The organism is Streptomyces sp. 35G-GA-8, from assembly GCF_023534745.1.
Classification (GTDB): Bacteria; Actinomycetota; Actinomycetes; order Streptomycetales; family Streptomycetaceae; genus Streptomyces.
The window spans coordinates 16,558-40,335 of sequence record NZ_JAMHJQ010000009.1 but is presented as its reverse complement, the minus strand read 5'-3'; the positions used below and the strand labels follow the sequence as shown (position 1 = coordinate 40,335).

The following is a 23,778-nucleotide window of genomic DNA, read 5'->3' as shown; positions in this document are numbered from 1 at the left end:
CCGCAAGTGCTGCTTTGAGGGGGGCGGCCCGGGGGAGGGGTCCCCGGAGGGGATCCGTGCATGGGGACGGCCGGTTGCCGACCGCAGGTGGGTGGGCCCTGCGGGGCGCGCGGCAGTGGAGTGGGGAGGCCCGGCACCGGCAAGGCGACTGACGGTCGGGGAGCGGCTGGGACTCATGCCCCGCTGTGAGGGCCCGTTGTCGGCCGACACCTGTCAGCCGAGGTGGACGGGCCTGCCACCTGCCCCCAATGTCCCCTTTTGGAAGGGGCTTTGGGGAGGGCTCCGGCGGCTCATGCGTCGGGAGTTCGGTTAACCGGGCCCCATGACACATCACCCCCTCCGACCGGCCCACCGCCCCAGGATGCGTGGATGGTGGGGCGGGGGTGACTCACGGGGCGGCCAATGGGCCGGTGGGAAGTGGCGATGTGTCGTGGGAACGACTTAACCGAACCCAGGACACATGACCGGCCGGGGAGCCCCCGAACAGCTCGCCAAACTGGGACATAGGGGGTGGCTTGCGGGTCCGTCTGCCTCCGTCGACAGGTGCAGGCGACAACGAGCCCGCACAGCGGGGCATGAGTCCCAGCCGCCCACGGGGATCAGTCGCTGAGCCGGTGTCGGGCCGCCCCACTCCACTGCCGCGCAGCCCCGCAGGGCCCACCCACCCGAAAGCCGGGAACCGGACCCCGGAACATGGGTGCTTCCCCGGGGACCCCTCCCCCCGGGCCGCCCCCCTCAAAGCTGCACTTGCGGTGGAGGGTTGGGTGTCAAGGGTGGAGCGAAGCGGAATCGGCGTAGCCGACGCGACGGAGGAGCGCCCTTGATGCCCGGCCCGGAACCGCGAAACTCAAAGATCAGGGGCGGCCCCCACCCGACACCAAACGCACCGGGTGCCCCCGACTACCCCTCCGCCACGTCAGATCACCGGTGGCCGACCCAGCGCCGTCATGCGTCCCACCGTTCGCCACCGCATCGGCCGTCGCGTCCCGCACGCCGTGCGTACTCCCTCGAAGAAGCCGCCGAACCACGCCCGCAGCCCGCTCACCGACCGCGTGCGCGCCACGGTGAGCAGAATCCACGTACCGAGATACAGCGGTACGAGCGGCGCGGGCAGGTGCCGGCGTGCCAGCCATACCCGGTTGCGGGCGGTCATCCGGTAGAACTCCGCGTGCCTCGCCGGTGAGGTGCGCGGGTGCTGGAGCACCAGTTCCGGCTCGTAGCGGATCGTCCAGTCCGCGTCCAGCGCGCGCCACGCGAGGTCGGTCTCCTCGTGCGTGAAGAAGAACGCGTCGGGCCAGCCGCCCGTCTCCGCCAGCATCGCCATGGACAGCGCGTGTCCGCCGCCCAGGAAGGTGGTCACCTCGCCCGCGCGCATCGGATCGTCCACCCGCAGCCGGGGCACATGCCGCCGCTGGGTGAGGCCGGTCTCGTCCGCGATACGGAAGCTGACGATGCCGAGCCGGGGGTGCGCCTCGTACAGATCGGCGACGCGGGTGATCACATCGGCCTCGATCAGCAGGCCGTCGTCGTCCAGGTCCACCAGAACGTCCACGTCGCCGCAGTCGCGGAGCTTCTCCATGGCGACATTGCGCCCGCCGGAGACCCCGAGGTTTTCCGTCAGCTCGACTCCGATGACGCCCTCGGGCAGCTCGGGCAGGGGAGCGCCGTTGCCCACGACCACGATCCGTGTCGGGGCCTCCCGCTGCTTGGCGACGGAGTCCAGCAGGGCCCGCAGTTCGACGGGCCTGTTCCCCATCGTCAGCACGGCCACACCCACACGCGGTCGGGACACGTCCAGATCACTCCAGCTCTCGGTGACGGGAAGGGAAGGGGCAGGGAGGGGAAGGGGCAGGGAGGAGAAGGGCCAGGGCAGGAAACAGGACACGGAAACGAGGGACAGGGCACGGAAACGAGGGACAGGGCACGGAAACGGCGGGAGGCGAGAAAGTGCCGCGATTCGATGCTAACCGGCGGACGCCATCCTGAGGACATCGGAAGGTATCCCCGTCGACGTCGCGGGTTCATCTTGCCGTCCGGCCGGAACCACGGCGTCCATCCACGCCGACGCCCCCGTGTGCGTGTTCGGGCCGCTGTGGCAAACTGCCCGCATGCTGGTGGCTGGTGGTGGGGTGTGAGCGAGCCGCGGTCCGCTCCGACAATTGGGCAACTCGTCCTGAGCAAACGGCTCCAGGGGCTGCGCGAGAGAGCCGGCCTCAGCCGCGACCGGGCCGCCAGACTGCTGCATGTCGCCCCCGCGACGATACGGCGCATGGAAATGGCCGAGGTCGCGCTCAAGGTCCCGTACGTACAGCTGCTGCTGCCCGCGTACGGCGTGACGGGCGACGAGGCCGCCGCCTTCCTCCAACTGGTCGACGAGGCCAACAAGCCCGGCTGGTGGCAGCGCTTCCACGACGTCCTGCCGGAGTGGTTCGGCGGCCATGTCAGCCTGGAGGAGGCGGCCAAGACCATCCGGTGCTACGAGCCGCATTTCGTGCCGGGGCTCCTCCAGACCGAGGACTACGCCCGCGCGATACTGACCTACGGCGAGGTCGGCCGGAACGACCCGGCGCGCATCGAACGCCATGTGGCGCTGCGCCTGGAGCGCCAGTCGCTGCTGACCGGACCGGAGGCCCCGGTCTTCTGGGTTGTCATGGACGAGACGGTTCTGCACCGCCCCGTCGGCTCGTCCGCCGTGATGCGCGCGCAGATCGACCGGCTGCTGGCCGCGGCCGAGCTGCCGAATGTGACGCTCCAGATAGCCGAGTTCGCCGCCGGGCATCACCCCGGCACCTACAGCCCCTTCGTGCTGTTCCGCTTCGCCATACCCGAATTGCCCGATATGGTCATCGTCGAATATCTGACCGGTGCGCTCTATATCGACAACACCGGCGAGGTGGCGGAGCACATGGAGGCGATGGACCGCATGGTGGCCCACGCGGAATCCGCGCGCCGCACCAAACAGATCCTCGCCGATTTCCGTAAGGAGCTGTGACCCGAGATGACGGCAGGCATACCCAAGCCCCAGATCGACACCAGCAAGCCTCACCCGGCCCGGGTGTACGACTATCTGCTCGGCGGTAAGGACAACTATCCGGTCGACCGGGAGATAGGGGAGCAGCTGCCCGAGGACTCCCGGCGCGACTCCCGGCTGAACCGCGCGTTCATGCACCGCGCCGCGGCCTGGATGGCGCGCAGCGGTATCGAGCAGTACCTCGACATCGGTACGGGAATCCCGACCGAGCCGAACCTCCACCAGATCGTCCAGCAGACCGCGCCGGCCTCACGCGTCGTCTACACGGACAACGACCCGATCGTGCTGCGTCACGCCGAGGCCCTGCTGATCAGCACACCCGAAGGCGCCACCGACTACGTCGAGGCGGATGTCCGCCGGCCGCACGAGATCCTTGAACACGCCCGTGGCTTCCTCGACTTCAGCAGGCCCCTCGCCCTGTCCCTCATCGCCCTGATGCACTTCATCCCCGACGAGGACGACCCGTACGGCATCACCCGCACCCTGGTGGACGCGCTGCCGTCCGGCAGTCTCTTCGTCTTCTCACAGGGCACCGGCGACTTCCAGCCGCAGAAGGCGGGCCAGGTCACCAACACCTACGGCAAGGGCGGCATCGCGCTCCGGCTGCGCACGCACGCCGAGGTCCTGCGGTTCTTCGACGGGCTGGATCTGGTGGATCCGGGCCTGGTGACGGCCCCGAAGTGGTTCAAGGGGACACCCGCCCCCGAGGACGAGCAGAGCTCCTTCTACGTGGGCGTGGCCCGGGTCCGCTGAGGCGGAACCGCGCAGGTGCCCACCCACACGCTGGTGATCGCGCTGATGTAGCGCGCCCCGCAGCGGTCCGTGGGCACCACCAGCTGGGAGCCCGCCGACTCCAGGCCGCGCCCGTCCATCGTCGTGGCCAGCAGGATCGGTACGTTGCCGAAGTCGGCGTCGATCTCCGCCCAGGAGAGCACCGTATGGTGCCCGTCCCCGCCGGTGACGGCGATCAGGAACCGGGACCTGTCCTTGCGCCGACGGGGGTCGAAGACCGGCTTCGCGTCGCCGACCACCTCCCGGAGCAGGGGGCCCTCGAAGGTGTGGTGCCGAGGCCCGCTGGTGGCGCAGTCGAAGACCACCTCGGCGCGGTGCTGCTCCCAGCGCTCCCGCAGATCGGCGACGGTCAGCGAGACCGGACACGCGACCTCTCCACGGAGGGTGAGGGACGTACGCGCCGGGACGGTCGGGCCCGGCGAAACGGTCGGGCCCGGCGATACGGTCGTGTCCGGCGATACGGTCGTGTCCGGCGGCAGGCAGGGTCGGCTCATCAGATTCCCCCTCGGGAGGTCCGCTGAGAGGTCCGCGTGGCGGCTGCACCCTGGTGATGCCCCGCCGACCCGCCGGGGAATCGCGGATACGAGCCGACTGTGCTTCTTTGCCTCGCCTTTGTGAGGTGATACCCGCACATGGGATGGCAACTGCGCACGCGCCGAGGTCGGTTGCCGGACGGAGAAAGCCGAGAGGCCCGGTCGGATCCCCCGTCGACCGGGCCCCTCGGTGTGGTGCGGACAGAGCGCTCGGCCCGTTCAGGGCGCTCGCTCGGTCCCTTCAGGGAGCGCTCGCTCGGTCCGTTCGGAGAGCGTTCGCTCGGTCCGTTCGGAGAGCGCTTGCTCAGTCCGTGACCTCGATCTGCCCGTTGACCTTGGCGGCCCCCGTCGTCTTCGCCACCGCGCCCGCGCCCGGGCCCCCCGTCTTGCCCGCCGCGACGCCCTTCAGCAGCTCGGCCAGGTCGACTCCGGTGGTGGAGCTGAGCAGTTCGACGCCCTGCGCGACATTGTCGGCGACGGTACGCGCCAGCTGACCGGCGCCGTCCGTCGAGATCACCGTCATCTTGTCCACCGCGCTCAGCGGCTCGGACGCCTTCTCGACGACCGACGGCAGCACCTCCACCAGCATCTGGAGGACGGCCGCGTCCCCGTACCGCGCGAACGCGTCGGCCTTCTTGTGCATCGCTTCCGCCTCCGCGGCACCCTTGGCGCCGATCGCGGCGGCCTCCGCCTCGCCCTCGATCCGTACGGCGGCGGCGAGCGCGGCGCGGTGCGCCTTCTCGCCCTCACCGGTGAGCCGGGACCGCTCGGCGTCCGCCTCGGCCTGCTTGACCAGCGCGATCCGCCGCGCCTCGGCCTCCTGCTCGGCCTGGTACCGCGCGGCGTCCGCGGGCTTGCGCACCTTGGTGTCCAGCTCGCGGTCGGTCAGCGCGGCCTGGCGCTGGGCCACCTTCTCCTGCTCCGCGAGCACGTCCTGCTCGCGCGCCGCCTGGGCCAGCGGTCCCGCCGCCGCGGCGCGCGCCGCCGCCTCGTCCGTCTCGGCCTTGATCTCGGCCTGCTTCAGATAGAAGGTCCGCTGGGCGATCGCGATCTCTTCCTCCGCCTTCAGCCGTGCCTGCTCGGCGGCGCGGCGCGCCACCGCCTCGGCGATGTCGGCCTCCTGCTTGGCACGCGCGGCCTCGGGCCGGCCGAGGTCCTCCAGATACGAGCCCTCGGTGGTGATGTCCTGGATCTGGAAGGCGTCCAGCACCAGGCCCTGCCCGGACAGGCTCGCCTCGGCCTCCTCCGCGACCTGGCCGGCGAAGGCCGCGCGGTCGCGGATGATGTCCTCGACCGACATCCGGCCGACGATGGAGCGCAGCGCGCCCGAGAGCACTTCCTGGGTGAAGCCGACGATGCCGCCCTGCTGCTGGAGGAAGCGCTGGGCCGCGGCCCGGATGGAGTCCTCGGTGCCGCCGACCTTGACGATGGCGACGCCTTCGAGGTTCGCCTTCACCCCGCGCAGCGTGACCGCGCCGCGCACGGCCACCGGGATGTGCCGGCTGGACAGGTCCAGTGTGAACTTCTGCTGTACGAACGGGACGACGAAGACGCCGCCGCCGACCACGACCTTCTGGCCGCTGGTGTCCATGGACACCCGGCCGGTGGCCGGATCGGTCGACTGCTTGCCGCGCCGGCCGGTGACGATGAACGCCTGGCTGGGCCCGGCGACCTTGTAGCGCGTGATGACGGCGAGTGCCAGTAGGACGACGAGTGCGACGACCCCCACCACGGCGATGAGAAGTGGACTCATGGTGCTCTCTCCCTTGCCTTCCGAAGGGACGGCAAATCAAGGCGATTGAGGCGAAAAATTGACGAATAGGGATGAAGAGGGCTGAAAAGGCATCTTTGGGCGGGACGAAGGACGACGGAGCGGGACAAGGTGGGCGGCGCGAGATGGAGCAGGTCGAGGCAGGGCCCGTGCTGAGCCGGTCAGCGCTGCACGGGACGCACCAGGACCGAGGTCGACGAGAGCGTCTCCTCCACCCAGATCTCGGCGCCGTTCGCCACGGGCTGCGCGCTCTTCGCCGCGTACTTCACCGGCTGACCGCCGAGCCGCAGCAGCACCTCGCCATACCCGCCGGCCGGAATCGCGGTGACCACCGTGCCCGCCGACCCCACGAGATCGTCGCCCCGTGGGGTGACGGCTGTCTGGTCACGCATCAGCGCCTTGCTGAACTTCCAGGTGAGCCATCCGGCACCGAACCCGGCCGCCACCCCCGTGACGGCGGCCGGTCCGGTACCGAGCTGCGTGGTGCCCAGCACGATCGCTCCCCCGAAGCCGAGCATCGAGACGAACCCGGCGATCACCGGCAGCGAAAGCAGCCCGTCGAACAGTCCGTTCAGCACCCCGACCCCGTCGAAGAGCCCTTCGAGAATGCCGTCGAAGATCAGCGACAGGACGAGCAGCACGATCCCCGCGATGCCGAGACCGAGAAACAAGGTCATCGGATCCATCGGTTCCCCCTCCCCCTCTGCCGCTCATTTCCTCGGCAGGGCCCCATGGTCCCATCTTTGTCCGGAACCGGACATTGCCGTTTTCCGGCAGTCTTAACGCGTTCTTAATGCCGACAGTCGCAGGTCTCCCCGTCCGGACCGTCCGGAAGGACACGCGGCGGCTCGCGGCCGGAATGTCTCCCGGTTCAGAAGGACTTCGCCGGCCAGTCCATGAGCCTGGCCCCGATCACAGCGGTTTGCAAGGTGTAGCGATGCACCGGATCGGCGGGATCGGCGCCGGTGAGCTTATGGATCCTTTCCAGCCGGTATGTCAGGGCTCGCACGCTCAGCGAGAGCCGCCGCGCGGCCTCCGCCGCCACACACCCCGCGTCGAAGTAGACGGTGAGGGTCTCGATGAGCGGCCGGGCGCCGCCGCGCGCCGCCTCCAGCGGACCGAGCGCGCTGAGGACGAGTTCCGTCATCGCCTGCCGGTCCCGGGTGAGGACCGGATAGACGAGCAGATCGGCGGCGTGCAGGACGGGATCGTCCAGGTCGAGCCGTTCGGCGAGGTCGAGTACGTTCAGCGCTTCCTCGTACGACTGCACGACCCCGCCCACTCCGGGCCGGGGCCGGCCGATGGCGACCCGGCCGCCGTCCGTGGCGGCGAACGCCTGTTTGGCGAAGTAGGCGAGGACTTCCGCCTGGTCGCCCGGCGCGATACAGACGAGCCGGCCCGTCTTCGTCGTGAGCAGCACGTCGCGATCGCCGAACCGGCCGTTCAGAGCCCGCTCCACCGAGCGCGGAACGGCGTCCTCCTCGTCGTACGGGACGGCGCCCTCCGCGACCGCCACGGCATGTTCGTACGAGAGCCGCAGCCCGAACCGCTCGGCACGCTCGGCCAGCCGCCCCAGATCGCTGCGCCCGTACAGCAGATCGTCGATGAACTCCCGGCGCGCGGCGACCTCCTGGCGTACGGCGAGCCGCTGCGCGCGTTCGTACCCCTCGGCGAACGCGTCCACGGCCTGCTCGATGGCGGCGAGCACGCTGTCGGTGGACGCGGCGCCGTCGCGGGTGCCGGGGGCCGCGGTGACGGGCCAGTGGGTACGGGCCGAGGCGAGATGCGCGCCGACCAGGGCACGCAGCCCGAAGCCGGCCTCCGCGGCCCGTTCCCCCATCTCGCGACGGGCCAGCAATTCGTCCCGGGTGAGCCGGCGGCCCGTCGGGGCGACCGCCGCCAGGATGCGGGCGTACCCGTCCAGATACTCGTCGGGTATCCCGTTCTCTGCCACGTCTGCCCCTGCCCTGGTGTCTCGATCGGTCTCGATGAGTCGCGACGACTCGCGATGAGTTCCGATGACTCGTGATGACTCGCGATGACTCGCGATGAGTCCCGACGACTCGCGACGACTCTCGATGTACGGATGTCGTGCATCCCCACCATGGTGCACGTGGGGCGATCCGTACGGGAGAGATACCGGTGCGGGCGCGGGCGGGACCACGGGCTACTCCGGCGCGTCCCCGAAGTCCGGGATCTCCAGCCGCTGCCATCGGCACCGCCGAGTACACATGCTTGCCCGCGCGCAGGGCTTTGAGGACGAGCGGGCCGTGCGTCCGGCGCTGGGTGAAGACGGCGACCGCGTCGACGTCCGAGTCGAGCAGGGCGTCGAAGGAGGGGAGGGTCCCGGCGAGGTCGAATTCGGCGGCGAGCCGGCCGGCCCGTCCTGACGTGAGGTCCTACTTGGCGTGCTTGCAGACGGGGCAACTCACCTTCTTGCGCGCGCCGTCCTGGTGCTCATAAACCCATCCCTTGCCGTGACAGGTGCCGCAGTCAGCCAAGGGAGGCTCCCACCGCCGGTCTCGCGTCCGGCGTCTCGTCGAGCGCCCGAACGGCGGGTACGGCAGGGTCGTCCACCCACACGTACTGCCGCTGGGGGGTGACGGTGAAGCCGATACGGTCCAGCCCCGGCCGGCCCCGCCGTGTCCAGGCGCGATGGACGGACTCGGCCTCGTCCCAGAGATCGCGCGGCCCGGTCTGCGTCAGCCGACGGCCGTCCTCGACGACGGCGCGGGAGACCCCGTCCGTCAGCAGCACGCTGCCGGAAGCGCCCACCCAGGGCTCGTCGCCGACGAGGGCGGCGAGCAGGACCTGAAGGCCGGGGGCGGGGTGGAGCAGGGACGCGGTGTCGGAGTCGGGGTCGGAGTCGGAGGCCGGGGCGAGGGAGCGACGGCGGGGGTTGGGGTTGGGGTTGGGGTGGAGGTTGGGGTGGGGGGTCGGGTGGGTGTCGTGGCTGGTGGTGCCTTCGTCGGCCGACGGCATCTGCCGCCGTGAACGTAACGGCATGTACGAGCACTCCTCCCCGAACCGGCCGGTGGCCGAGCCGTCCTCGTGGACGGTGAGACGCAGGAGTCGCCCGATGGGCGGGTTGTACGGGAGCACGATGTGCCCGCCGGGCCGGGTGTGCGCCACCCATACGTACGGGATGTCCGTGACGCCACAGGTGACATGCACGCGGTCGAACAGTCCGTCGGACTCGCCGTCCGAGCTGGGGAGTTCGGTGGCCGCATCACCGGTGACGATGGTGGGGCGCAGGCCGCAGCGGGCGAGGTTCTCCGTGGCGGTTCCCGCCAGATCGGGGTCGATCTCGACGGTGGTCACCAGGGTGTCGTCCCCGGCGAGGTACGCGCAGAGCCCGGAGGTCCAGCCCGTACCGGTCCCGATGTCGAGGACCCGGTCTCCGGGCCGCACGGCGAGGTGCCGTAACCCGGCGGTCACGAGGAGGGGACTGGAGGCGGCGCAGCTCGGCGCGGTCGTGGGAGCGGCGGCGTTGGCCGGGGTGAGCTCGGTCCGGCCGCCGTCGAGCTGAGTGACGATCACGGTGTCGGAGTACACGGCCCGCCACCAGCGGTCGGGGTCACGGTGCTGATCGATCCAGTAGCCGGAGGCGGCGGCGGGCGGGGTTCCGGGTCCTTGGGGTACGGCCCAGGCGCGGGCAGGAATGAACTCGTGCCGGGGTGCGCGGATCAAGGCGTCGGCGAGGACGTCGGGTTGGGGCGGGGGCATGGTGATCCTTCCGGTCGGGGATGGTGCGGCGCGGGCATGGGCCGTCACTGCGGTGGCGGGTCCCCGAAGATCCGCTGGAACAGCTCGGCTTCGTCGGGAAGGGCAGGCGACGCGTCCGGGCGCGTGTCCGGGTGCGTGTCGGTCGTGGGAACGAGGAGCGCCCCGCCCACTCCGAACATGTCGATCAACATGGACAGCCGCTGCCGAGCCTCACTGCCCGTCGTGGGGCTGGGTGGCTCTGGTGGGGGTGCGGGTGGAGGTGGAGCCATGGTCTCGGTGCCCTTCTCCTCAGCGCGCGATGCGGGGCAGAGTTGTCCCCCGCCCAGGCGCCGGCATGACGAGCGGTGGGCGGGGGACAACCCTTCGGGACTCTCCCCAATGGGACGCGGGACGGGGAGAGTTGCGCCGGTCAGGGCGATGTCCTGCCGAGGGACCACCCTGAATCGGCGACGCACAGCGACCGTAGCGTCACGCATGGGTGAGGCGCAACAGTGGTCCGTCCCAGAGTTGCACCCTAAGATGCCGTACGCCCCCCACCTGTGAAGAGGCGAGGGGCGTCGGTGTGCGGACGGTTCGTCAGATCAGGTGGTCGAACTCTCCGGCCTTGACACCGAGGAGGAAGGCGCGCAGCTTCTCGGGGCTCGTTGTGACGACGGTGTCCGGGGCGTCACTCTCCCGCATCTTGATCTGCCCGTCGACACTGGCCAGTTCGACGCAGTTCGGATTGTTGTCACCGCCCGAGAAGGAGGATTTCTGCCAGTCAATGTGGTTGGTCATGCCGCTCACTCACATTTCTTGTGCGATGCGTTGGATGAATTTGCTCGACTCGGCGGCACTGAGTGAGATCGCCTCGACTGCCTCGATAAGCGCCCGGTACTTGACGAGTTGAGCCTCAGCGTCCAGATATTCGGCGTCGAATGCGCTGTCAATCTGGACGGTGTCCAGTTGCGGTATCACAGCGCCCGCGTAGAGCATCGAGTGGACCGAGCAAGTGATGCGCGCATCGAAGGGGATGATGCGGATTGTCACACTCGGCCAGAGCGAGACCTCATGCAGGAAATCCATCTGTGCCCGCATGACTTCGATGGAGCAGTACCTCATGCGAAGTGCTGCTTCATGGATGAGTGCCTCGAACTTCGGCGGGTTCGGGCGGTCGAAGATCTCGCGACGCCTCATGCGGTGCTCTACACGCGCATTGACCTCAGAGGCCTGAAAGCTGGTCACGCCGCTCGCGATCAGCTCACGTGCGTATTCAGCCGTCTGGAAAATTCCTGGCACGTAGAGCATCTGAACGGCACGCATGTAGCTCGCATGGTGTTCCAGCTCTGACTGGTCCAGGAAGCCTGGTGGGAGAATCCCTCGGTAGTCCTCCCACCATCCCTTTCCGCGTTCTTCCGCCATGCTCGCGAGTGCGTCGACGAGGTGCTTGTCCGTAGCCGAGCAGTGGGCGGCGATTCGGCGGACTCGCTCCGCGCTCACTCCGTACCGACCCGACTCCAAGTGGCTGACCTGGGCACGTTCGCCGCCCAGGAAGGCCGCGACCGCGCTCCCGGACATGCCGGCTCGCTCTCGCAGCTTTCTCAACTCAGCACCCAGTCGCTTCTGTCGGGCGGTCGGGTAAGCCCTTGGCGGCATGAACCTCTCCCTCTGTGGTCACAACGAGTGTGCCGTCCCACAGTGCCATGGGTCCACCCATAAGGGTGCGACATGCGTCCCATTGTTGCGCCGTCCCACTGTTGTGCCCTAACGTCCAAAGGGCGACGCAGCCTTCACAGCTCGAAGTGCAGCTTCCCGCATGCCTGTTGAAGGCCTGGAGGGCGGCCAGGGACACGGGCTATCGCGCAATCGGCGCCGCCAAAGACCGCGTTGGGAGAACGACATGACCACCGTGACCGCCACCGCAACCCCCGTACCCCCGCCACCGCAGGGCGCCGAGACCTACCGGCTGACCCTGCCCAGTACGGCGACCGCACCCAGGATCGCGCGTGACTTCGTCACGTCGCTCCTCGGGCTCGGCCGGCACCGCAACCTCGTCGACGACGCGCGCCTCTGTGTGACCGAAGTGGTCACCAACGCGCACCGGCATACCCGTACGCCCCTGATCCGCGTCCGCGTGACGGTCAACCGCAAGCAGGTCACCGTCTCCGTCGCGGACGACAAACCGTGGGCGCTGCCCACGCCTTCCGCGCACACCGCGCCCGCTGCGCCGGGCGCGGCTGGCGAACAGAGTTCGGGGCGTGGGCTTGTCCTCGTCGAGAGCCTGGCCCTCGCGTGGGGGTCGACGATCTACGGGGGATGCTCACCCAGTCACAAGACCGTCTGGTTCACGTTGGCCGAGGCCAGGAACGAGGTGACCGGTCGATGGAACCCGTAACGGACCCGGCACTGTGGGGTGTCGTGTCGATCGCGATGAGTGCGATCGTGCTGGCGGTGGGGGTGTTGTACGCGGTGATGCCGAGTGCGGAGAGTGCTCTTCCGCCGGTGCCGCTGGATGCGGAGGAGGGGTTCACGTACACCTGCTACTGCTGCCCTGATCCGGTGCGTGTGACGGTGCGTGCGCCGCAGGCGCACTTGGTGGGGCGGGTGGCGGGTGGTCGGCATGAGGTCAGTGCCGAGGGGTAGTCGGGGTGGGCCGGAGGGCGTGGATGCGGGTGGGGGCCGCCCCTAGGTTTCAGTTTCGCGGTTCCGGGTCGGGCGTCAAGGGCGCTCCTTCGTCGCGTCGGCTTCGCCGATTCCGCTGCGCTCCACCCTTGACACCCGCCCCTCCACCGCAAGTGCTGCTTTGAGGGGGGCGGCCCGGGGGGAGGGGTCCCCGGAGGGGATCCGTGCATGGTCCGGTCCCTTGCCGACCTCGGGTCGGTGGGTGGTCTGCGCGGCAGTGGAGTGGGGCGGCCCGGCCCCGGCAAAGCGACTGACGGTCGGGGAGCGGCTGGGACTCATGCCCCGCTGTGAGGGCTCGTTGTCGGGTGACACCTGTCGACGGAGGCGGACAGACCGGCCACCCGCCCCCTATGTCCCAGTTTGGCAGGCTGTTCCGGGGCTCCCCGGCCGGTCATGTGTCCTGAGTGCAGTTAAGTCGTTCCCATGACGCATCACCGGCTCTGACTGGCCCATTGGCCGCCCCATGAGTCACACCTGTCCCTCTGTGCACGCACCCTGGGGTGGTGGGGTGGGTGTGGCTGGTGAGGTGTTGAGTGGGCCGGTCGGAGGGGGTGATGTGTCATGGGGCCCGGTTAACCGAACTCCCGACGCATGACCCGCCGGAGCCCTCCCCAAAGCCCTTTCCAAACTGGGACATTGGGGGCAGGTGGCAGGCCCGTCCGCCTCGGCTGACAGGTGTCACCCGACAACGAGTCCGCACAGCGGGGCATGAGTCCCAACCACCCACTCACATCAGCTCGCTGAGCCGATGCCGGGCCGCCCCACTCCACTGCCGCGCGCCCCGCAGGGCCCACCGATCCGAGGTCGGCAAGGGACCGGACCATGCACGGAGCCCCTCCGGGGACCCCTCCCCCCGGGCCGCCCCCCTCAAAGCTGCACTTGCGGTGGAGGGTTGGGGGTCAAGGGTGACCGAAGGTCATCGGCTTGCCGACGCGACGAAGGAGCGCCCTTGACGCCCGACCCGGAACCGCGAAACTCAAAGATCAGGGGCGGCCCCAACCCGTCATCAAACGCACCGCCTGCCCCCGACTACCCCCACTACCCCCCGCCCGAACCCCTACGAAATACGGGTCCGGCCGTGGGTCCTCCGGCGGTGATGCGTTCTGGGTTCGGTTAAGTCGTTCCCACGGCACATCACTGCTTCGCGTCCCTGGACTGGTCCCGGACCTCGGGGCGCTGCTGGAAGCCGGCTGACTTGTAGGTCGCGACGGCGCCGACGTTGGAGCTCGGGGTGCAGACGATCGCGCTCGACGATCCCAGCTCCCTGAGCGCCGCCGCCGCGGCGACACAGATCGCCTCGCCGTAGCCGTGACGGCGGTGTTCCCGATGGACACCCATCGGTTCGAGCAACCCGGGCCTGCCCGGACCGGCCGACCACACCGTCACCGCCGCCACCGCGTTGTCACCGTCGTCGTACGCGACCAGACACCGGGCGTCGGCGTACGGCACTCCGGCCGCCATCGCGTGCCAGCGCTCGTCCGTGAACTTCGACCCGTCCCACGCGGCCCGATGTGCGGTGGTGAACACATGTGCCTGCTCCGGCCCGATCACCCCGATCCGTACGCCGGGAGCCTTCACCGGCTCGGTGAGGTCGCGGCGCAGCGGCGTCCACGGCTCGTCGGCGTTCCAGCCGCACTCGGACAGCAGATCTCGGACGAGCACACCCATCGGCGACTCGACGCTCACCCTCCCCCGGGGCAGCACGCCGCGCTCCGGCTCGGTCACGTCTTCGACCAGCCGCCGCGCCAACTCCTCGTCCTGCTGAGATTCCGGCGCGATCGTCAGCCGCAACAGCCCGGGGCCGTCCAGGAGTCCCACGGCGAGAATCTGTCCGTCCCGGCTCCACGTCCTGACCGCCGCGGCGGTCGCTTCCGCGCCTGACCGCCAGAACCAGCCCAGGTCCCCGGGATGCAGTTGCATCGGTGCCCCGTCGTCCTGCCATTCCCGCAGCACGCGCACAGCCCTACTCAGTCCGTCGGCTTCCAACGTGCTCAATGCGATCGCCATGCCTTCGATCACACACCACCGCACCGAGGGCCCGCATCTGGATTCCGGTCGGCGCCTGTTTCGGAAGCCGGGAGCAGTGTCGGTTCCGAACCGAGGCGTTCGTCGTAGGGTGAGGGGCGGCCGAAGGCGGCCAACGGTCAAGGGGGCTATGGATGGCGCGGTACCTGATCTCGTTCGATGACGGCGCGATGAACTTCTCCGAGGAGCAGTTGGCCGAGGCGGGCGAGGCCTCGCATGCGGTGGTGCGTGAGGCTCAGGAGGCCGGTGTGTGGTTCTTCGGTGGTGGAGTGGAAAGGCAGCGGGCGAGCGTCGTGGCCATCGACGGGACCGTCACCGACGGCCCCTACCCGGAGACCAAGGCAGTCGTCGGTGGGTTCTCGATCATCGATGTGCCCAGCCGCGAGGACGCGCTGAAGTGGGCTGCCAAGATCGCTGCCGCGTGCCGCTGTGCGCAAGAGGTCCGGGAGATCATGCCCGACGAGACCGTCTGATCGAAGGCGATCCGCCGTGGCTGGGGCCCGGTGCGGAAGCGGCTGCCGCCGGTGACGCGTCCCGGGTCCGGTTGACCCGTCCCCAGAGCACATCACCACCTCCGACCGGCCCGGTCGCCCAAGTCCAGCCGGTCGGTGAAGGCGGCACGCGAAGACGAGCGCGGCCTTTCAGCCGGCCGGTGCGAGTGCCCGGCGGAGCAGGATCTCCGCGGCGGCACGGGCGTGTCGGCCGTAATCGGGCTGGTCCAGCACCATCGCGCGGCTGGCCGCGCCATCGGCGAGTGTGACCAACTGCTCGGCGAGCGCGGCGGGTTCGGCGGCGCCCAGCTCCGCCGCCAGCTCGGTGACGAGCTGGGCCATCAGTGTCTTCTGCTCGCGCGCGTACGCGTGGACCGCACTCCGCGGATCGGGGAACTCGACCGCGGCGTCGATGAACGGGCATCCGCGCACCGGGGACGTGTGCGGTGCCGGAAGGTCGAACAGCCGGAGAATCCGCTCCCGGGGATCGAGATCTTCCCGGGTGAGCACGCTCTCCAGGGTCTGCCCGGATGTGGTCAGCTCCCGCAGGTAGGCCATCACCAGATCGCTCTTGGCCGGGAAGTGCGCGTAGAGCGTGCGCTTGGACACCGGTGCCGCCTCCGCGACCTGCTCCATACCGGTCGCGTTGATCCCCTGGTTGGCGAACAGCAGGGCGGCTGCCCCCAGGATCCGTTCACGCCCGCCGCGCCCCCGGCGCTGAGTCTTCGTGGTCGTCGCATCCATGAGCTAAGTATACGTCTGCGTTTACTTTGGTCCGGAGCTGCGGTTATGGTCGGAATCAAAGTAAACGATTCCGTGTACCTAAGCCGTTCTGAGGAGGACCACCATGAGCCCGAACGGCTCGACCGAGATGAGCGATTACGCGGAGAAGCTGATTCGTGGCCGCCGCGCGACCCGCGCCTTCCGGCCCGACCCGGTGCCTGAGGAGATCCTGCGCGCGGTCTTCGCGCTCGCCGGCGCCGCGCCGTCCAACTCCAATGCGCAGCCCTGGCGGGTCGAGGTGGTGAGCGGGGCGCTGCGGGACCGGCTCGCCGACGCGCTCCAGAAGGCACACGCCGGGCAGCGCACCACGGTCGACTTCCCTTACCGCGAGGACATGTACTCCACCGAGCACCAGCGCCGCCGCGCCGCGTTCGGCGCCGAGCTCTACGGCGCGCTGGGCATCGGCCAGAACGACCACGCGGCCCGCGCCGCCTACGATGCCGAGAGCCTTGGCTTCTACGGTGCCCCGCATGTCGCGTTCCTCTTCGTCACCGGAGACGCCGGGGCACGCCTGGCCGCGGATGTCGGCATCTACACCCAGACACTGCTGCTGGCGATGGCGGCGTACGGCCTGGACAGCTGCCCGCAGGGACTGCTGAGCTTCTACGCCGACACCGTCCGCGGCGAACTCGGCCTGGACGGCGGCAAGCTGCTCGTGGGGATCTCCTTCGGTTACGCCGACGAGGCCGCGCCGGTCAACCACATCACGCCCGGCCGGGCCGCGCTCGACGCGACCACGACCTTCCATCTTTAGGCCATACTCAGCCGCCAGTGCCGAGGGGTAGTCGGGGTGGGCCGGGGGGTTTGGTGTCGGGTGGGGGCCGCCCCTGATCTTTGAGTTTCGCGGTTGCGGGTCGGGTGTCAAGGGCGCTCCTTCGTCGCGTCGGCTACGCCGATTCCGCTGCGCTCCACCCTTGACACCCGCCCCTCCACCGCAAGTGCTGCTTTGAGGGGGGCGGCCCGGGGGGAGGGGTCCCCGGGGAAGCACCCATGTTCCGGCGGCCGGTTCCCGACCGCAGGTCGGTGGGCCCTGCGGGGCTGCGCGGCAGTGGAGTGGGGCGGCCCGGCCCCGGCAAAGCGACTGACCGTCGAGGAGTGGCCGGGACTCATGCCCCGCTGTGAGGGTCCGTTGTCGGGTGACACCTGTCAGCCGAGGCGGACGGACCTGCCACCTGCACCCAATGTCCCATTTTGGAAGGGGCTTTGGGGAGTGCTCCGGCGGGTGATGCGTCGTGAGGACGACTTAACTGGACTCAGGACGCATGACCGGCCCGGGGCCCCCGGAACAGCCCGCCAAACTGGGACATAGGGGGCGGGTGGCCGGTCCGTCTGCCTCCGTCGACAGGTGCAGGCGACAACGAGCCCGCACAGCGGGGCATGAGTCTCAACCACCCACTCACATCAGCTCGCTGAGCCGGGGCCGGGCCGCCCCACTCCACTGCCGCGCGCCCCGCAGGGCCCACCGGGCCGCAGGCCGGGAACCGGGCGGGTCCAATAGACAGGCCCCCCGGGGACCCCTCCCCCCGGGCCGCCCCCCTCAAAGCCGCACTTGCGGTGGAGGGTTGGGTGTCAAGGGTGACCGAAGGTCATCGGCTTGCCGACGCGACGAAGGAGCGCCCTTGATACCCGACCCGGAACCGCGAAACTCAAAGATCAGGGGCGGCCCCCACCCGTATCCACACGTCCCGGCCCACCCCGACTACCCCTCCGCCCGACCCCCACACAGAGTCAGGCCGGAGGCGGTTCGCTGTGGGTCAGGCCGGGCTGATGGCGTTCAGGATCGCCGATGTGACGTGGTCTGCGGCGTTGCGGTGGCCCTTGGCGTTGGGGTGGACGAGGGCCGGCCGGTTGTCGTGGTCGAGGACGCCCTCGGTCCACTTGCCCGCGTCACAGACGCTGTGGTTCGTCGAAGAATCGTAGAGGTTGACGAACGTGGTGGAGCTATGTGCGTCGGCCGACTTCTCGATGGTCTTGTTGAGGGGTTCCAGGACGTCCTGGCGCAGCCAGTCCAGGTCCCCCTGGGTGATCGAGGCGAATTGCTGCAAGTTGTTGTACTGGCACTTGGAGGTGTCCTTGGGGACGACCGTGGGGTAGCCGACTGCCAGGATCTTGGCGTGCGGGGCCTTCTCGTGGAGCTTGGCGAGCATCTCGCCGTACTCCTTGTTCACCTTGGTCAGCCGGCCCGGGATGCTCGCGGCCAGATCGTCCTTGCACGGCGTGCCCACGCCGCCGCTGCCCTGGTCCAGTTCCAGGCACTTGAGGAGAATGCCGGCGAAGCCGAGGGTGTTGCCGCCCACGCCCACGGTGATCACGTCGGTGCCGGACTGGACCGCCTCGGACTGGGGAGGCACCGGGGGGAAGGGGTAGTCCGGGTCCTCGGAGATGGGCGGCAGGTGCCGGCCGATCGGCTCCTGGGCCCTGAAGGTGACGTCCTGGATCGTGGCGGCGCCGCAGCTGACGTTGGTCAGCTCGATCAGTGAGCCGAGGTCGCGGTCGATGACCTGCGGGTAGGACCGGTCGGTGCGCTCGCAGCCGTCACGGGGGTACTCGAAGACGTCACCGGCGGCCGGGATGACCCCGGCGGTGTAGGAGTCACCCAGGGCCACCCACTGAAGGTCCGCCGCGGCCGCAGATTGTGCCCCGACGAGCTGGACGGGGACAAGGGTGCCCGCAGCGAGGGCTGCTGCCGAGGCCAGCAGGGCCGGACGGGTGCGGAAGCGTGCCATGAATCCTCCAGAGATGCGGCGTTGGTGCCGCAATGACGATATGGAGGTTGTCGCTCTCCGCACTAGATCCAATACGGATGGTCATGAAAGGAATATGAGATGCCCGCCATGAGCGAGTTGTTTCGGCGTACTGACCAGTTGTGCCTGTTGCCTGACCGGCTCGGCATGGCAGTTGTGCACAGCGCGGAAATGGCTTGATCGACTTGTGTGGTCTCGGCTCGGCGCGCAGCTCTCGGCGGTTGGCTTGTTTTCGATCATGGTGGTGGCGCCGGTGTCCTCGAAAATCACTGGCGGCGGCCGAGCCTCGCTGAGAAGGCTCTCCCCCATGACACTTCATGAGAGCGAGATCCGTGTGGATGAGGCGGTCGTTCGGTCGCTGCTGCGGGAGCAGCGACCGGAGTGGGCCGCCCTCCCCGTCTCGTTGGCCGGTGCGGGCACGGACAACACGATGTACCGGCTCGGCGACCAGTTGCTCATACGGCTACCGCGCACCCCGGACAATGCCGAGGCCGTACGGAAGGAGCAGACGTGGCTGCCGCGGCTGGCGCCGTACCTTTCCTGTCGCATCCCGGAGCCGGTCTACGCCGGCACCCCGAGTTCCGCCTTTCCGCTCGCCTGGTCGGTGTACCGCTGGATCGACGGTGGTGACGCCGGCCCGGGATCCGTCACCGATTGGCCGGCCTTCGGGGCCGACCTGGCGGCGGTCGTGCAGAGGCTGCACTCCATTCCTCTCATGGGAGCCGCTCGCGAGGGCGAGCTCAGTTGGTATCGCGGGGGTGGTTTGCGAGCTTGCGACCGGTGGATCAGTGGGTGCTTTGACGACTGTCAGACGATCCAGGGTCTCGATCTCGACATCGCGCACCTGCGACGCCTGTGGCAGAAGGCGCTCGCTCTGCCCGAGCCGTCCGGCCGACAGGTGTGGCTCCACGGGGATCTCAAACCCACCAACATCCTGGTCCAGCAGGGCAGGCTGCACGCGGTCATCGACTTCGGAGGCCTCTCGGTCGGCTTTCCCGACGCCGAACACGCGCCCCTGTGGGACTTTCCCCCCGGGGCCCGACAGGAGTACTGGGATGCCCTGAGCCTCGACGACGTGACATGGCTGCGTGCCCGGGCATGGGCCATCGGCCTCGGAGTCAGTGGGGTGTCGTACTACTGGGGCAGGTATCCCGGCTTCGTCACCGAATGCCTGTCGCGCCTCCGCGCGATCCTGGAGGCGGCCGACGCTTTCGACCAGTGATGCGCCCCGGGTTCGATCAACTCGTCCCCACGACGCATGACCTCCTCCGACTGGCCCACTCGGCGCCGGGCCGCCTCACTCAACTGCCACCCCGACTACCCCTCGGCATCGACCCCATGGCCCTGATGGACGTCCAACCTTGAATCACCCGTCATGGCGATCATTGGATCGGGTCGCCGCTCGTTGACCGGACATGACCCGACTGCGCATCGCCGGAGCACTCCTGAGTGCTCTGGCCCTCTCCGCCATCCCCTCCGTCGCCGGCGCCGCCGACCCGGAGCCGCCCAGCGGCTGTGAGTCGACCACCGGCTACTCCAAAGACGGCTCCCTCTCGGGAAAGCTGACCATCTGCTTCACCGAGGAGAAGAAGTACTCCCACACCAAAGGCGAGCAGATGGCTCCGGCCGTCTCCGTGAAGGGGGAGTGTCGCCGCAAGACGCTCCTCACCTGGAGCGAGCAGGGATCGTGCAAGTGGACGGGCGACCTGTCGATGAAGAAGGACGGAGTCCAGCAGTGGAAGGAGCGCTGGGGCAAGGCGACCGGGGCAGCCCACACGGGTGACAGGACCATCCGGGGCCATTACCAGTGCCGGGGGAACGGGACTTACACCCTCACCCTGGACAACATCGACATGAAGTCGTCCAACGGCGGCATCGTCGGCGTATGGGAGCCGGTCCATCCCGAGCCGGTCACCCTCACCGCCAAGGGCTGCTGAGCTTGTTCTTCGCCCTCCGTCTGGCACCCTCCGTGCGCGTCGCACGGCGCGGACGGAGGCTCCGACGTTCGGACGGGCTCACGGTGCGGTCAGGACGTCAAGTTCGGCCGCGTAGAGCAGGGCGGGGTCGAATTCCATCCCGGTGAACTGGCCCGCGAGTTCGAGGGACAGCGCGCCGTGCAGCCGGGTCCAGAAGGTCAGGGCCCGGTGGAGGGTCTCGGGTGAGGCGGGGTGGTCGGCCGCCCACGGCCGGTGGTCTTCGAGGTGGGTGGCGAACGGTGTCGTGGGGCGGTCCGAGGGCAGCGCCGTGTAGGCGTCGAGCAGGGTCGTCATGATCTCGGAGGCGATGGCGGTGATGTCGTCGGGTGCCTTGTAGCCCGGGACGGGTGTGCCGTAGATGAGGAAGTAGCGCTGGGGGTCGGCCAGCGCCCACGTGCGGAGGGCGTGCGCCAGCCCGGCCACGTCGGCGCCGGACTCGTGGGCCGTGCGGAAGGTGTCGGCGAGGCTTCGGTACGCGTCCCTGATGAGTTCGGTGATCAGCTCGTCGCGGCCGGCGAAATACCGGTAGAGCGCGGGTCCGCTCATGCCCATCCGCTTGGCGATCGCGTTGAGGGAGAGCGCCGACGCGCCAGCCGTGGCGATCTGTTCCCACGCGCGTTCCTTGATCTCCGCGCGCACTTGGCCGCGATAGCGTTCGCGCGGGGTCCTTGTGCCTGCTTCTGCCATGGCCTGCCACCTTCCACACCTGCGCGACTATACGCTCAAGATTTAGTTAGAGGCTATCACGAAGGCTATTGGCGTCCCCTTCTTCCGTGAGTTGGAACTCGCGATCGTCCCGGTCACGATTCGTGGGGCTGATCGTCGTCGCGTCCGCCGCGCTCATCCTCACCATCCACCGGGCCCGTCGGCGCTGAGGAGCGTGGTGCCATGGGAGTTCTCCCGATCAGTAGCCGCGCCAGACGTTGTCGAAAGCATCCTGCTCGATGGACCGCCGCTGCCGTACGGCCTCCAGCTCCAGCAACGCCTCATTGACCGCGACGAGTACCGTCTCGACCGCGTCTTCCGCGTCGTCCGCGTCGTCCGCAGTGACCAGGGCTTCTCCCGGCCCCTCCTCGTCGTTCTTGTCGCGGATCCCGACGGCCGTCGCGAGGGCGACGAGGACCGGCTCGTTCGATGCCCAGCGTTCTCCCGCCAAGCGGCGATCGGGCGAGTCGACCAGCACCGTACGGCCCGTACGGAAAGGCAGCCCGCGGCGCCGCGGGCGCGTCAGTTGGCCCTCCGCCTCAAGAGCGGCCAGATACGCCGCGGCCAGGCCGCGGCCTCTCCGCCACAGCCAGTCGGCGACCAGCTCGTACGGTGCTTCTCGGGCGAGCGACCCCGCGGCCTGTTCCAGTGGACGATCGGCGATGTCCGGCCGGTGGCCGGGCACGATGTGGTCGCCGTCCAGCCGGATGGCCTCGGCCGCCAGGAGGTCGATCAGCTCGGCGCCCGCCAGCGCGAGCGACAGCTCACCGGCCTCAGGAGGTGGACTGGGCGCCACGTCCAAGGCGGTGATCATCAGGTCCCGGGCTGTGGTCATAGCGGGTTCCACCTCACTCGATCACTCCACCTCACTGGCATAGGCATAGACGGACAGGCCACGTCCGGTGTTCCCGGCGGGGCTCAGCCGGCCCCGGCCGTGGCGAGCTTCGGCCCCGACCTTCCGCCCCGACCTTCCGCCTCGACCTTCGGTCTGGACGTTCGACGCGACCGTCGTGATCACGCCTCGACCGGCTGCCGCGTCCCCCCGATCTCGGCCCTGAGCGCCTTCAGCGCGGCGGCGTGGATCTCCGAGAAGCTGGGGAACGGCTGGATCGTGTCGCGCAGCACACCGAGCGGGACACGGGCGCGGATCGCCAGCGTGGCCTGCTGCATCCACTCCCCGGCCTCGGGACCGAGCCCGTAGGCGCCGGTCAGCACGTCGCCATCGCTGAGAAGTGTCAGAAAGCCGTTCGAGTCGGCGTAGGCGTGCGTGTACGTAGCCGTCTTGGCGATCTCCGACAGGAGCGCGGTGGCGCTGAACGGGGCCTCGGCCGCGCCCACCGACGCCGCTTGCGGATCGGTGTACGTGACGCGCGGGACCGCCTCGTAATGGGCCTCACGCGGTTCGCCGAGGATGTTCGCGGCGACGACCTCGCCCTGGTACTCACCGACATGCGTCAGCGGCCAGATACCGGTGACATCGCCGATCGCCCACAACCGCTCGCCCGCCCTCATGCGCGCGTCGACCGGGATTCCCCGGCCGTCCGTGGTGACGCCGACGGTCTCCAGCCCGATCCCCTCCACGCGCGGGCGGCGGCCGGTCGCGATGAGGAGACGGTCGCCGCGCAGCTCGCGTCCGTCCTCCAGCTCCAGAACGTAGTCCTCGCCGGCGCGGCGCGCCTTGGTCGCGTGCATGCCGAGTACGAGCTCGATTCCGTCGCGGCGCAGGGCCTTGCCGAGGGCTTCGCCCAGCGGCGCCGGCTCGCGTGCGAGCAGATGCGCGGAGGCCTCGACGAGAACGACCTCGCCGCCGAAGCGACGTACCACCTGCGCCAGTTCGACCCCGGCCGGCCCACCGCCGAGCACGAGCAGCCGTGCGGGCACCGCCTTCATGCCCGTCGCCTCGCGGGTGCTCCAGACGCCGTCGATGTCCCGCAGGCCGGGCAGCGGCGGTACGACGGGATCGGCGCCGTTCGCCAGCACGACGTGCTCGGCGGTGTACCGCACGCCGTCGACCTCCACCACCCCGGTGCCCGCGAGGCGGCCACGACCGCGCAGCAGAGCGATCCCCTTGTCCGCCAGCCACCGCGCGGCTCCGGCGTCGGAGTAGTCGGAGACCATGTAGTCACGCCAGGCCAGGGCCGCCTTTACGTGTACTTCGGCGCTCCCCGCCGCGTCACGCGCGCCCTGCACCGCCTCGCCGGGGCGCAGCAGCGTCTTCGACGGAATGCACGCCCAGTACGTGCACTCGCCGCCGGCCAGGTCGCGCTCCACGACGGCGACGCGCAGGCCGCCCTCGGCGAGCGCACCGGCGGCATGCTCGCCCGGGGCGCCACCGCCGAGGACGATCACGTCATAGTCGTGGTTGTGGTCCTGGTCGTGGCCGTGCCCGTTGTCGTGGGTCTTGCTGGTGCCGCCCGTGCCGCTCATCGCGTTCTCCGTTCGAACTCGCGTGCTGCTCCAACGGTCGCTTCTAACCGTCGCGCTTTTCGGGACTCGTCGCACCTTTGATCCGAGCTCGATCCGGCCGTTGATCCGTAAGT

At 69.4% G+C, this 23,778-nt stretch carries 23 protein-coding genes and 1 pseudogene; 8 read left to right on the top strand and 16 right to left on the bottom strand.

Going from position 1 to position 23,778, the window contains the following annotated elements:
- Positions 1-916: 916 nt before the first annotated feature.
- On the bottom strand, positions 917-1,792 hold the full coding sequence (locus M1203_RS21265; RefSeq protein WP_249951363.1) for a glycosyltransferase: 876 nt from the start codon (positions 1,790-1,792) through the stop codon (positions 917-919).
- Between the two features lie 339 nt (positions 1,793-2,131).
- Between M1203_RS21265 and M1203_RS21260 the strand changes: the two genes are divergently transcribed.
- Both M1203_RS21260 and M1203_RS21255 read left to right on the top strand, forming a co-directional pair.
- Positions 2,132-2,992, top strand: coding sequence for a helix-turn-helix transcriptional regulator (locus tag M1203_RS21260; RefSeq protein WP_249951362.1), 861 nt, complete (start codon positions 2,132-2,134; stop codon positions 2,990-2,992).
- A gap of 6 nt (positions 2,993-2,998) precedes the next feature.
- Positions 2,999-3,784 carry an SAM-dependent methyltransferase gene (locus M1203_RS21255; RefSeq protein WP_249951361.1) on the top strand — a complete coding sequence of 262 codons (786 nt, stop codon included), beginning with the start codon at positions 2,999-3,001 and terminating at the stop codon, positions 3,782-3,784.
- On the opposite strand, the gene M1203_RS21250 is transcribed toward M1203_RS21255, so the two are convergent.
- The 9 genes and pseudogenes from M1203_RS21250 to M1203_RS21215 all read right to left on the bottom strand — a co-directional run bounded on the left by M1203_RS21250 (position 3,757) and on the right by M1203_RS21215 (position 11,488).
- Positions 3,757-4,317 carry a molybdopterin-dependent oxidoreductase gene (locus M1203_RS21250; RefSeq protein ID WP_249951360.1) on the bottom strand — a complete coding sequence of 187 codons (561 nt, stop codon included), beginning with the start codon at positions 4,315-4,317 and terminating at the stop codon, positions 3,757-3,759. The two genes, M1203_RS21255 and M1203_RS21250, sit on opposite strands and share 28 nt — an antisense overlap.
- A 343-nt stretch (positions 4,318-4,660) precedes the next feature.
- Entirely contained in the window at positions 4,661-6,109 is a 1,449-nt protein-coding gene (locus tag M1203_RS21245) for a flotillin family protein (protein WP_249951359.1), read from the bottom strand.
- Positions 6,110-6,288: 179 nt separating this feature from the next.
- Positions 6,289-6,804 carry a hypothetical protein gene (locus tag M1203_RS21240; protein ID WP_249951678.1) on the bottom strand — a complete coding sequence of 172 codons (516 nt, stop codon included), beginning with the start codon at positions 6,802-6,804 and terminating at the stop codon, positions 6,289-6,291.
- A 194-nt stretch (positions 6,805-6,998) separates the two neighbouring features.
- Positions 6,999-8,081: a helix-turn-helix domain-containing protein gene (locus M1203_RS21235; RefSeq protein ID WP_249951358.1), complete on the bottom strand. Its 1,083-nt coding sequence runs from the start codon at positions 8,079-8,081 to the stop codon at positions 6,999-7,001.
- A gap of 253 nt (positions 8,082-8,334) precedes the next feature.
- Positions 8,335-8,526 (bottom strand): annotated as a pseudogene (locus M1203_RS21230) (Gfo/Idh/MocA family oxidoreductase); the annotation flags it as partial.
- Positions 8,527-8,620: 94 nt separating this feature from the next.
- Positions 8,621-9,853, bottom strand: coding sequence for a methyltransferase domain-containing protein (locus tag M1203_RS38770; protein WP_283958870.1), 1,233 nt, complete (start codon positions 9,851-9,853; stop codon positions 8,621-8,623).
- Positions 9,854-9,897: 44 nt separating this feature from the next.
- On the bottom strand, positions 9,898-10,032 hold the full coding sequence (locus M1203_RS38765) for a hypothetical protein (RefSeq protein WP_283958869.1): 135 nt from the start codon (positions 10,030-10,032) through the stop codon (positions 9,898-9,900).
- A gap of 397 nt (positions 10,033-10,429) precedes the next feature.
- Positions 10,430-10,630: a DUF397 domain-containing protein gene (locus M1203_RS21220; protein ID WP_249951357.1), complete on the bottom strand. Its 201-nt coding sequence runs from the start codon at positions 10,628-10,630 to the stop codon at positions 10,430-10,432.
- Between the two features lie 9 nt (positions 10,631-10,639).
- Positions 10,640-11,488, bottom strand: a complete 849-nt coding sequence (locus tag M1203_RS21215) for a helix-turn-helix transcriptional regulator (RefSeq protein WP_283958868.1) — start codon at positions 11,486-11,488, stop codon at positions 10,640-10,642.
- A gap of 244 nt (positions 11,489-11,732) precedes the next feature.
- Between M1203_RS21215 and M1203_RS21210 the strand changes: the two genes are divergently transcribed.
- Positions 11,733-12,227, top strand: coding sequence for an ATP-binding protein (locus tag M1203_RS21210; protein ID WP_249951355.1), 495 nt, complete (start codon positions 11,733-11,735; stop codon positions 12,225-12,227).
- Positions 12,215-12,475: a hypothetical protein gene (locus tag M1203_RS21205; RefSeq protein WP_249951354.1), complete on the top strand. Its 261-nt coding sequence runs from the start codon at positions 12,215-12,217 to the stop codon at positions 12,473-12,475. The genes M1203_RS21210 and M1203_RS21205 overlap by 13 nt, the downstream gene beginning before the upstream one ends.
- Positions 12,476-13,648: 1,173 nt before the next feature.
- Here M1203_RS21205 and M1203_RS21200 read toward each other — a convergent pair.
- The gene (locus M1203_RS21200) at positions 13,649-14,521 is read right to left on the bottom strand and encodes an N-acetyltransferase (RefSeq protein ID WP_249951353.1); all 873 of its coding nucleotides are present in this window, start codon (positions 14,519-14,521) and stop codon (positions 13,649-13,651) included.
- Between the two features lie 152 nt (positions 14,522-14,673).
- On the opposite strand from M1203_RS21200, the gene M1203_RS21195 reads away from it, so the two are divergent.
- Positions 14,674-15,012, top strand: coding sequence for a YciI family protein (locus M1203_RS21195; protein ID WP_249951352.1), 339 nt, complete (start codon positions 14,674-14,676; stop codon positions 15,010-15,012).
- A gap of 168 nt (positions 15,013-15,180) precedes the next feature.
- On the opposite strand, the gene M1203_RS21190 is transcribed toward M1203_RS21195, so the two are convergent.
- Positions 15,181-15,774 (bottom strand): TetR/AcrR family transcriptional regulator, encoded by a 594-nt coding sequence (locus tag M1203_RS21190; RefSeq protein ID WP_249951351.1) that lies wholly within the window; start codon positions 15,772-15,774, stop codon positions 15,181-15,183.
- Between the two features lie 103 nt (positions 15,775-15,877).
- On the opposite strand from M1203_RS21190, the gene M1203_RS21185 reads away from it, so the two are divergent.
- Complete coding sequence (locus M1203_RS21185; RefSeq protein ID WP_249951350.1) at positions 15,878-16,567, top strand: nitroreductase; 690 nt, start codon at positions 15,878-15,880, stop codon at positions 16,565-16,567.
- 1,000 nt (positions 16,568-17,567) lie between these two features.
- On the opposite strand, the gene M1203_RS21180 is transcribed toward M1203_RS21185, so the two are convergent.
- On the bottom strand, positions 17,568-18,539 hold the full coding sequence (locus M1203_RS21180; RefSeq protein ID WP_249951349.1) for an SGNH/GDSL hydrolase family protein: 972 nt from the start codon (positions 18,537-18,539) through the stop codon (positions 17,568-17,570).
- Between the two features lie 325 nt (positions 18,540-18,864).
- On the opposite strand from M1203_RS21180, the gene M1203_RS21175 reads away from it, so the two are divergent.
- Both M1203_RS21175 and M1203_RS21170 read left to right on the top strand, forming a co-directional pair.
- Complete coding sequence (locus tag M1203_RS21175; RefSeq protein ID WP_249951677.1) at positions 18,865-19,779, top strand: aminoglycoside phosphotransferase family protein; 915 nt, start codon at positions 18,865-18,867, stop codon at positions 19,777-19,779.
- Between the two features lie 193 nt (positions 19,780-19,972).
- Positions 19,973-20,494, top strand: coding sequence for a hypothetical protein (locus M1203_RS21170; RefSeq protein WP_249951348.1), 522 nt, complete (start codon positions 19,973-19,975; stop codon positions 20,492-20,494).
- A 78-nt stretch (positions 20,495-20,572) separates the two neighbouring features.
- Here the strand turns inward: M1203_RS21170 and M1203_RS21165 are convergent, their stop codons facing one another.
- The 3 genes from M1203_RS21165 to M1203_RS21155 form a co-directional block, all read right to left on the bottom strand.
- A complete protein-coding gene (locus M1203_RS21165) occupies positions 20,573-21,220 on the bottom strand; it encodes a TetR/AcrR family transcriptional regulator (protein ID WP_249951347.1) in 648 nt (215 codons plus the stop codon).
- 217 nt (positions 21,221-21,437) lie between these two features.
- Positions 21,438-22,073, bottom strand: a complete 636-nt coding sequence (locus tag M1203_RS21160) for a GPP34 family phosphoprotein (RefSeq protein WP_249951346.1) — start codon at positions 22,071-22,073, stop codon at positions 21,438-21,440.
- 179 nt (positions 22,074-22,252) lie between these two features.
- Positions 22,253-23,665, bottom strand: a complete 1,413-nt coding sequence (locus M1203_RS21155; RefSeq protein ID WP_249951345.1) for an NAD(P)/FAD-dependent oxidoreductase — start codon at positions 23,663-23,665, stop codon at positions 22,253-22,255.
- Positions 23,666-23,778 lie beyond the last annotated feature (113 nt).

Bases quoted from the DNA above. Each gene is read 5' to 3' on its own strand.
- M1203_RS21170 (WP_249951348.1), top strand. From the start codon at position 19,973: ATGACCCGACTGCGCATCGCCGGAGCACTCCTGAGTGCTCTGGCCCTC.
- M1203_RS38765 (WP_283958869.1), bottom strand. From the start codon at position 10,032: ATGTTCGGAGTGGGCGGGGCGCTCCTCGTTCCCACGACCGACACGCAC.
- M1203_RS21220 (WP_249951357.1), bottom strand. From the start codon at position 10,630: ATGACCAACCACATTGACTGGCAGAAATCCTCCTTCTCGGGCGGTGAC.
- M1203_RS21180 (WP_249951349.1), bottom strand. From the start codon at position 18,539: ATGGCACGCTTCCGCACCCGTCCGGCCCTGCTGGCCTCGGCAGCAGCC.
- M1203_RS21165 (WP_249951347.1), bottom strand. From the start codon at position 21,220: ATGGCAGAAGCAGGCACAAGGACCCCGCGCGAACGCTATCGCGGCCAA.
- M1203_RS21155 (WP_249951345.1), bottom strand. From the start codon at position 23,665: ATGAGCGGCACGGGCGGCACCAGCAAGACCCACGACAACGGGCACGGC.
- M1203_RS21255 (WP_249951361.1), top strand. From the start codon at position 2,999: ATGACGGCAGGCATACCCAAGCCCCAGATCGACACCAGCAAGCCTCAC.
- M1203_RS21160 (WP_249951346.1), bottom strand. From the start codon at position 22,073: ATGACCACAGCCCGGGACCTGATGATCACCGCCTTGGACGTGGCGCCC.
- M1203_RS21245 (WP_249951359.1), bottom strand. From the start codon at position 6,109: ATGAGTCCACTTCTCATCGCCGTGGTGGGGGTCGTCGCACTCGTCGTC.
- M1203_RS21250 (WP_249951360.1), bottom strand. From the start codon at position 4,317: ATGAGCCGACCCTGCCTGCCGCCGGACACGACCGTATCGCCGGACACG.
- M1203_RS21200 (WP_249951353.1), bottom strand. From the start codon at position 14,521: ATGGCGATCGCATTGAGCACGTTGGAAGCCGACGGACTGAGTAGGGCT.
- M1203_RS21205 (WP_249951354.1), top strand. From the start codon at position 12,215: ATGGAACCCGTAACGGACCCGGCACTGTGGGGTGTCGTGTCGATCGCG.
- M1203_RS21240 (WP_249951678.1), bottom strand. From the start codon at position 6,804: ATGACCTTGTTTCTCGGTCTCGGCATCGCGGGGATCGTGCTGCTCGTC.
- M1203_RS21175 (WP_249951677.1), top strand. From the start codon at position 18,865: ATGACACTTCATGAGAGCGAGATCCGTGTGGATGAGGCGGTCGTTCGG.
- M1203_RS21195 (WP_249951352.1), top strand. From the start codon at position 14,674: ATGGCGCGGTACCTGATCTCGTTCGATGACGGCGCGATGAACTTCTCC.
- M1203_RS21185 (WP_249951350.1), top strand. From the start codon at position 15,878: ATGAGCCCGAACGGCTCGACCGAGATGAGCGATTACGCGGAGAAGCTG.
- M1203_RS21210 (WP_249951355.1), top strand. From the start codon at position 11,733: ATGACCACCGTGACCGCCACCGCAACCCCCGTACCCCCGCCACCGCAG.
- M1203_RS38770 (WP_283958870.1), bottom strand. From the start codon at position 9,853: ATGCCCCCGCCCCAACCCGACGTCCTCGCCGACGCCTTGATCCGCGCA.
- M1203_RS21190 (WP_249951351.1), bottom strand. From the start codon at position 15,774: ATGGATGCGACGACCACGAAGACTCAGCGCCGGGGGCGCGGCGGGCGT.
- M1203_RS21215 (WP_283958868.1), bottom strand. From the start codon at position 11,488: ATGCCGCCAAGGGCTTACCCGACCGCCCGACAGAAGCGACTGGGTGCT.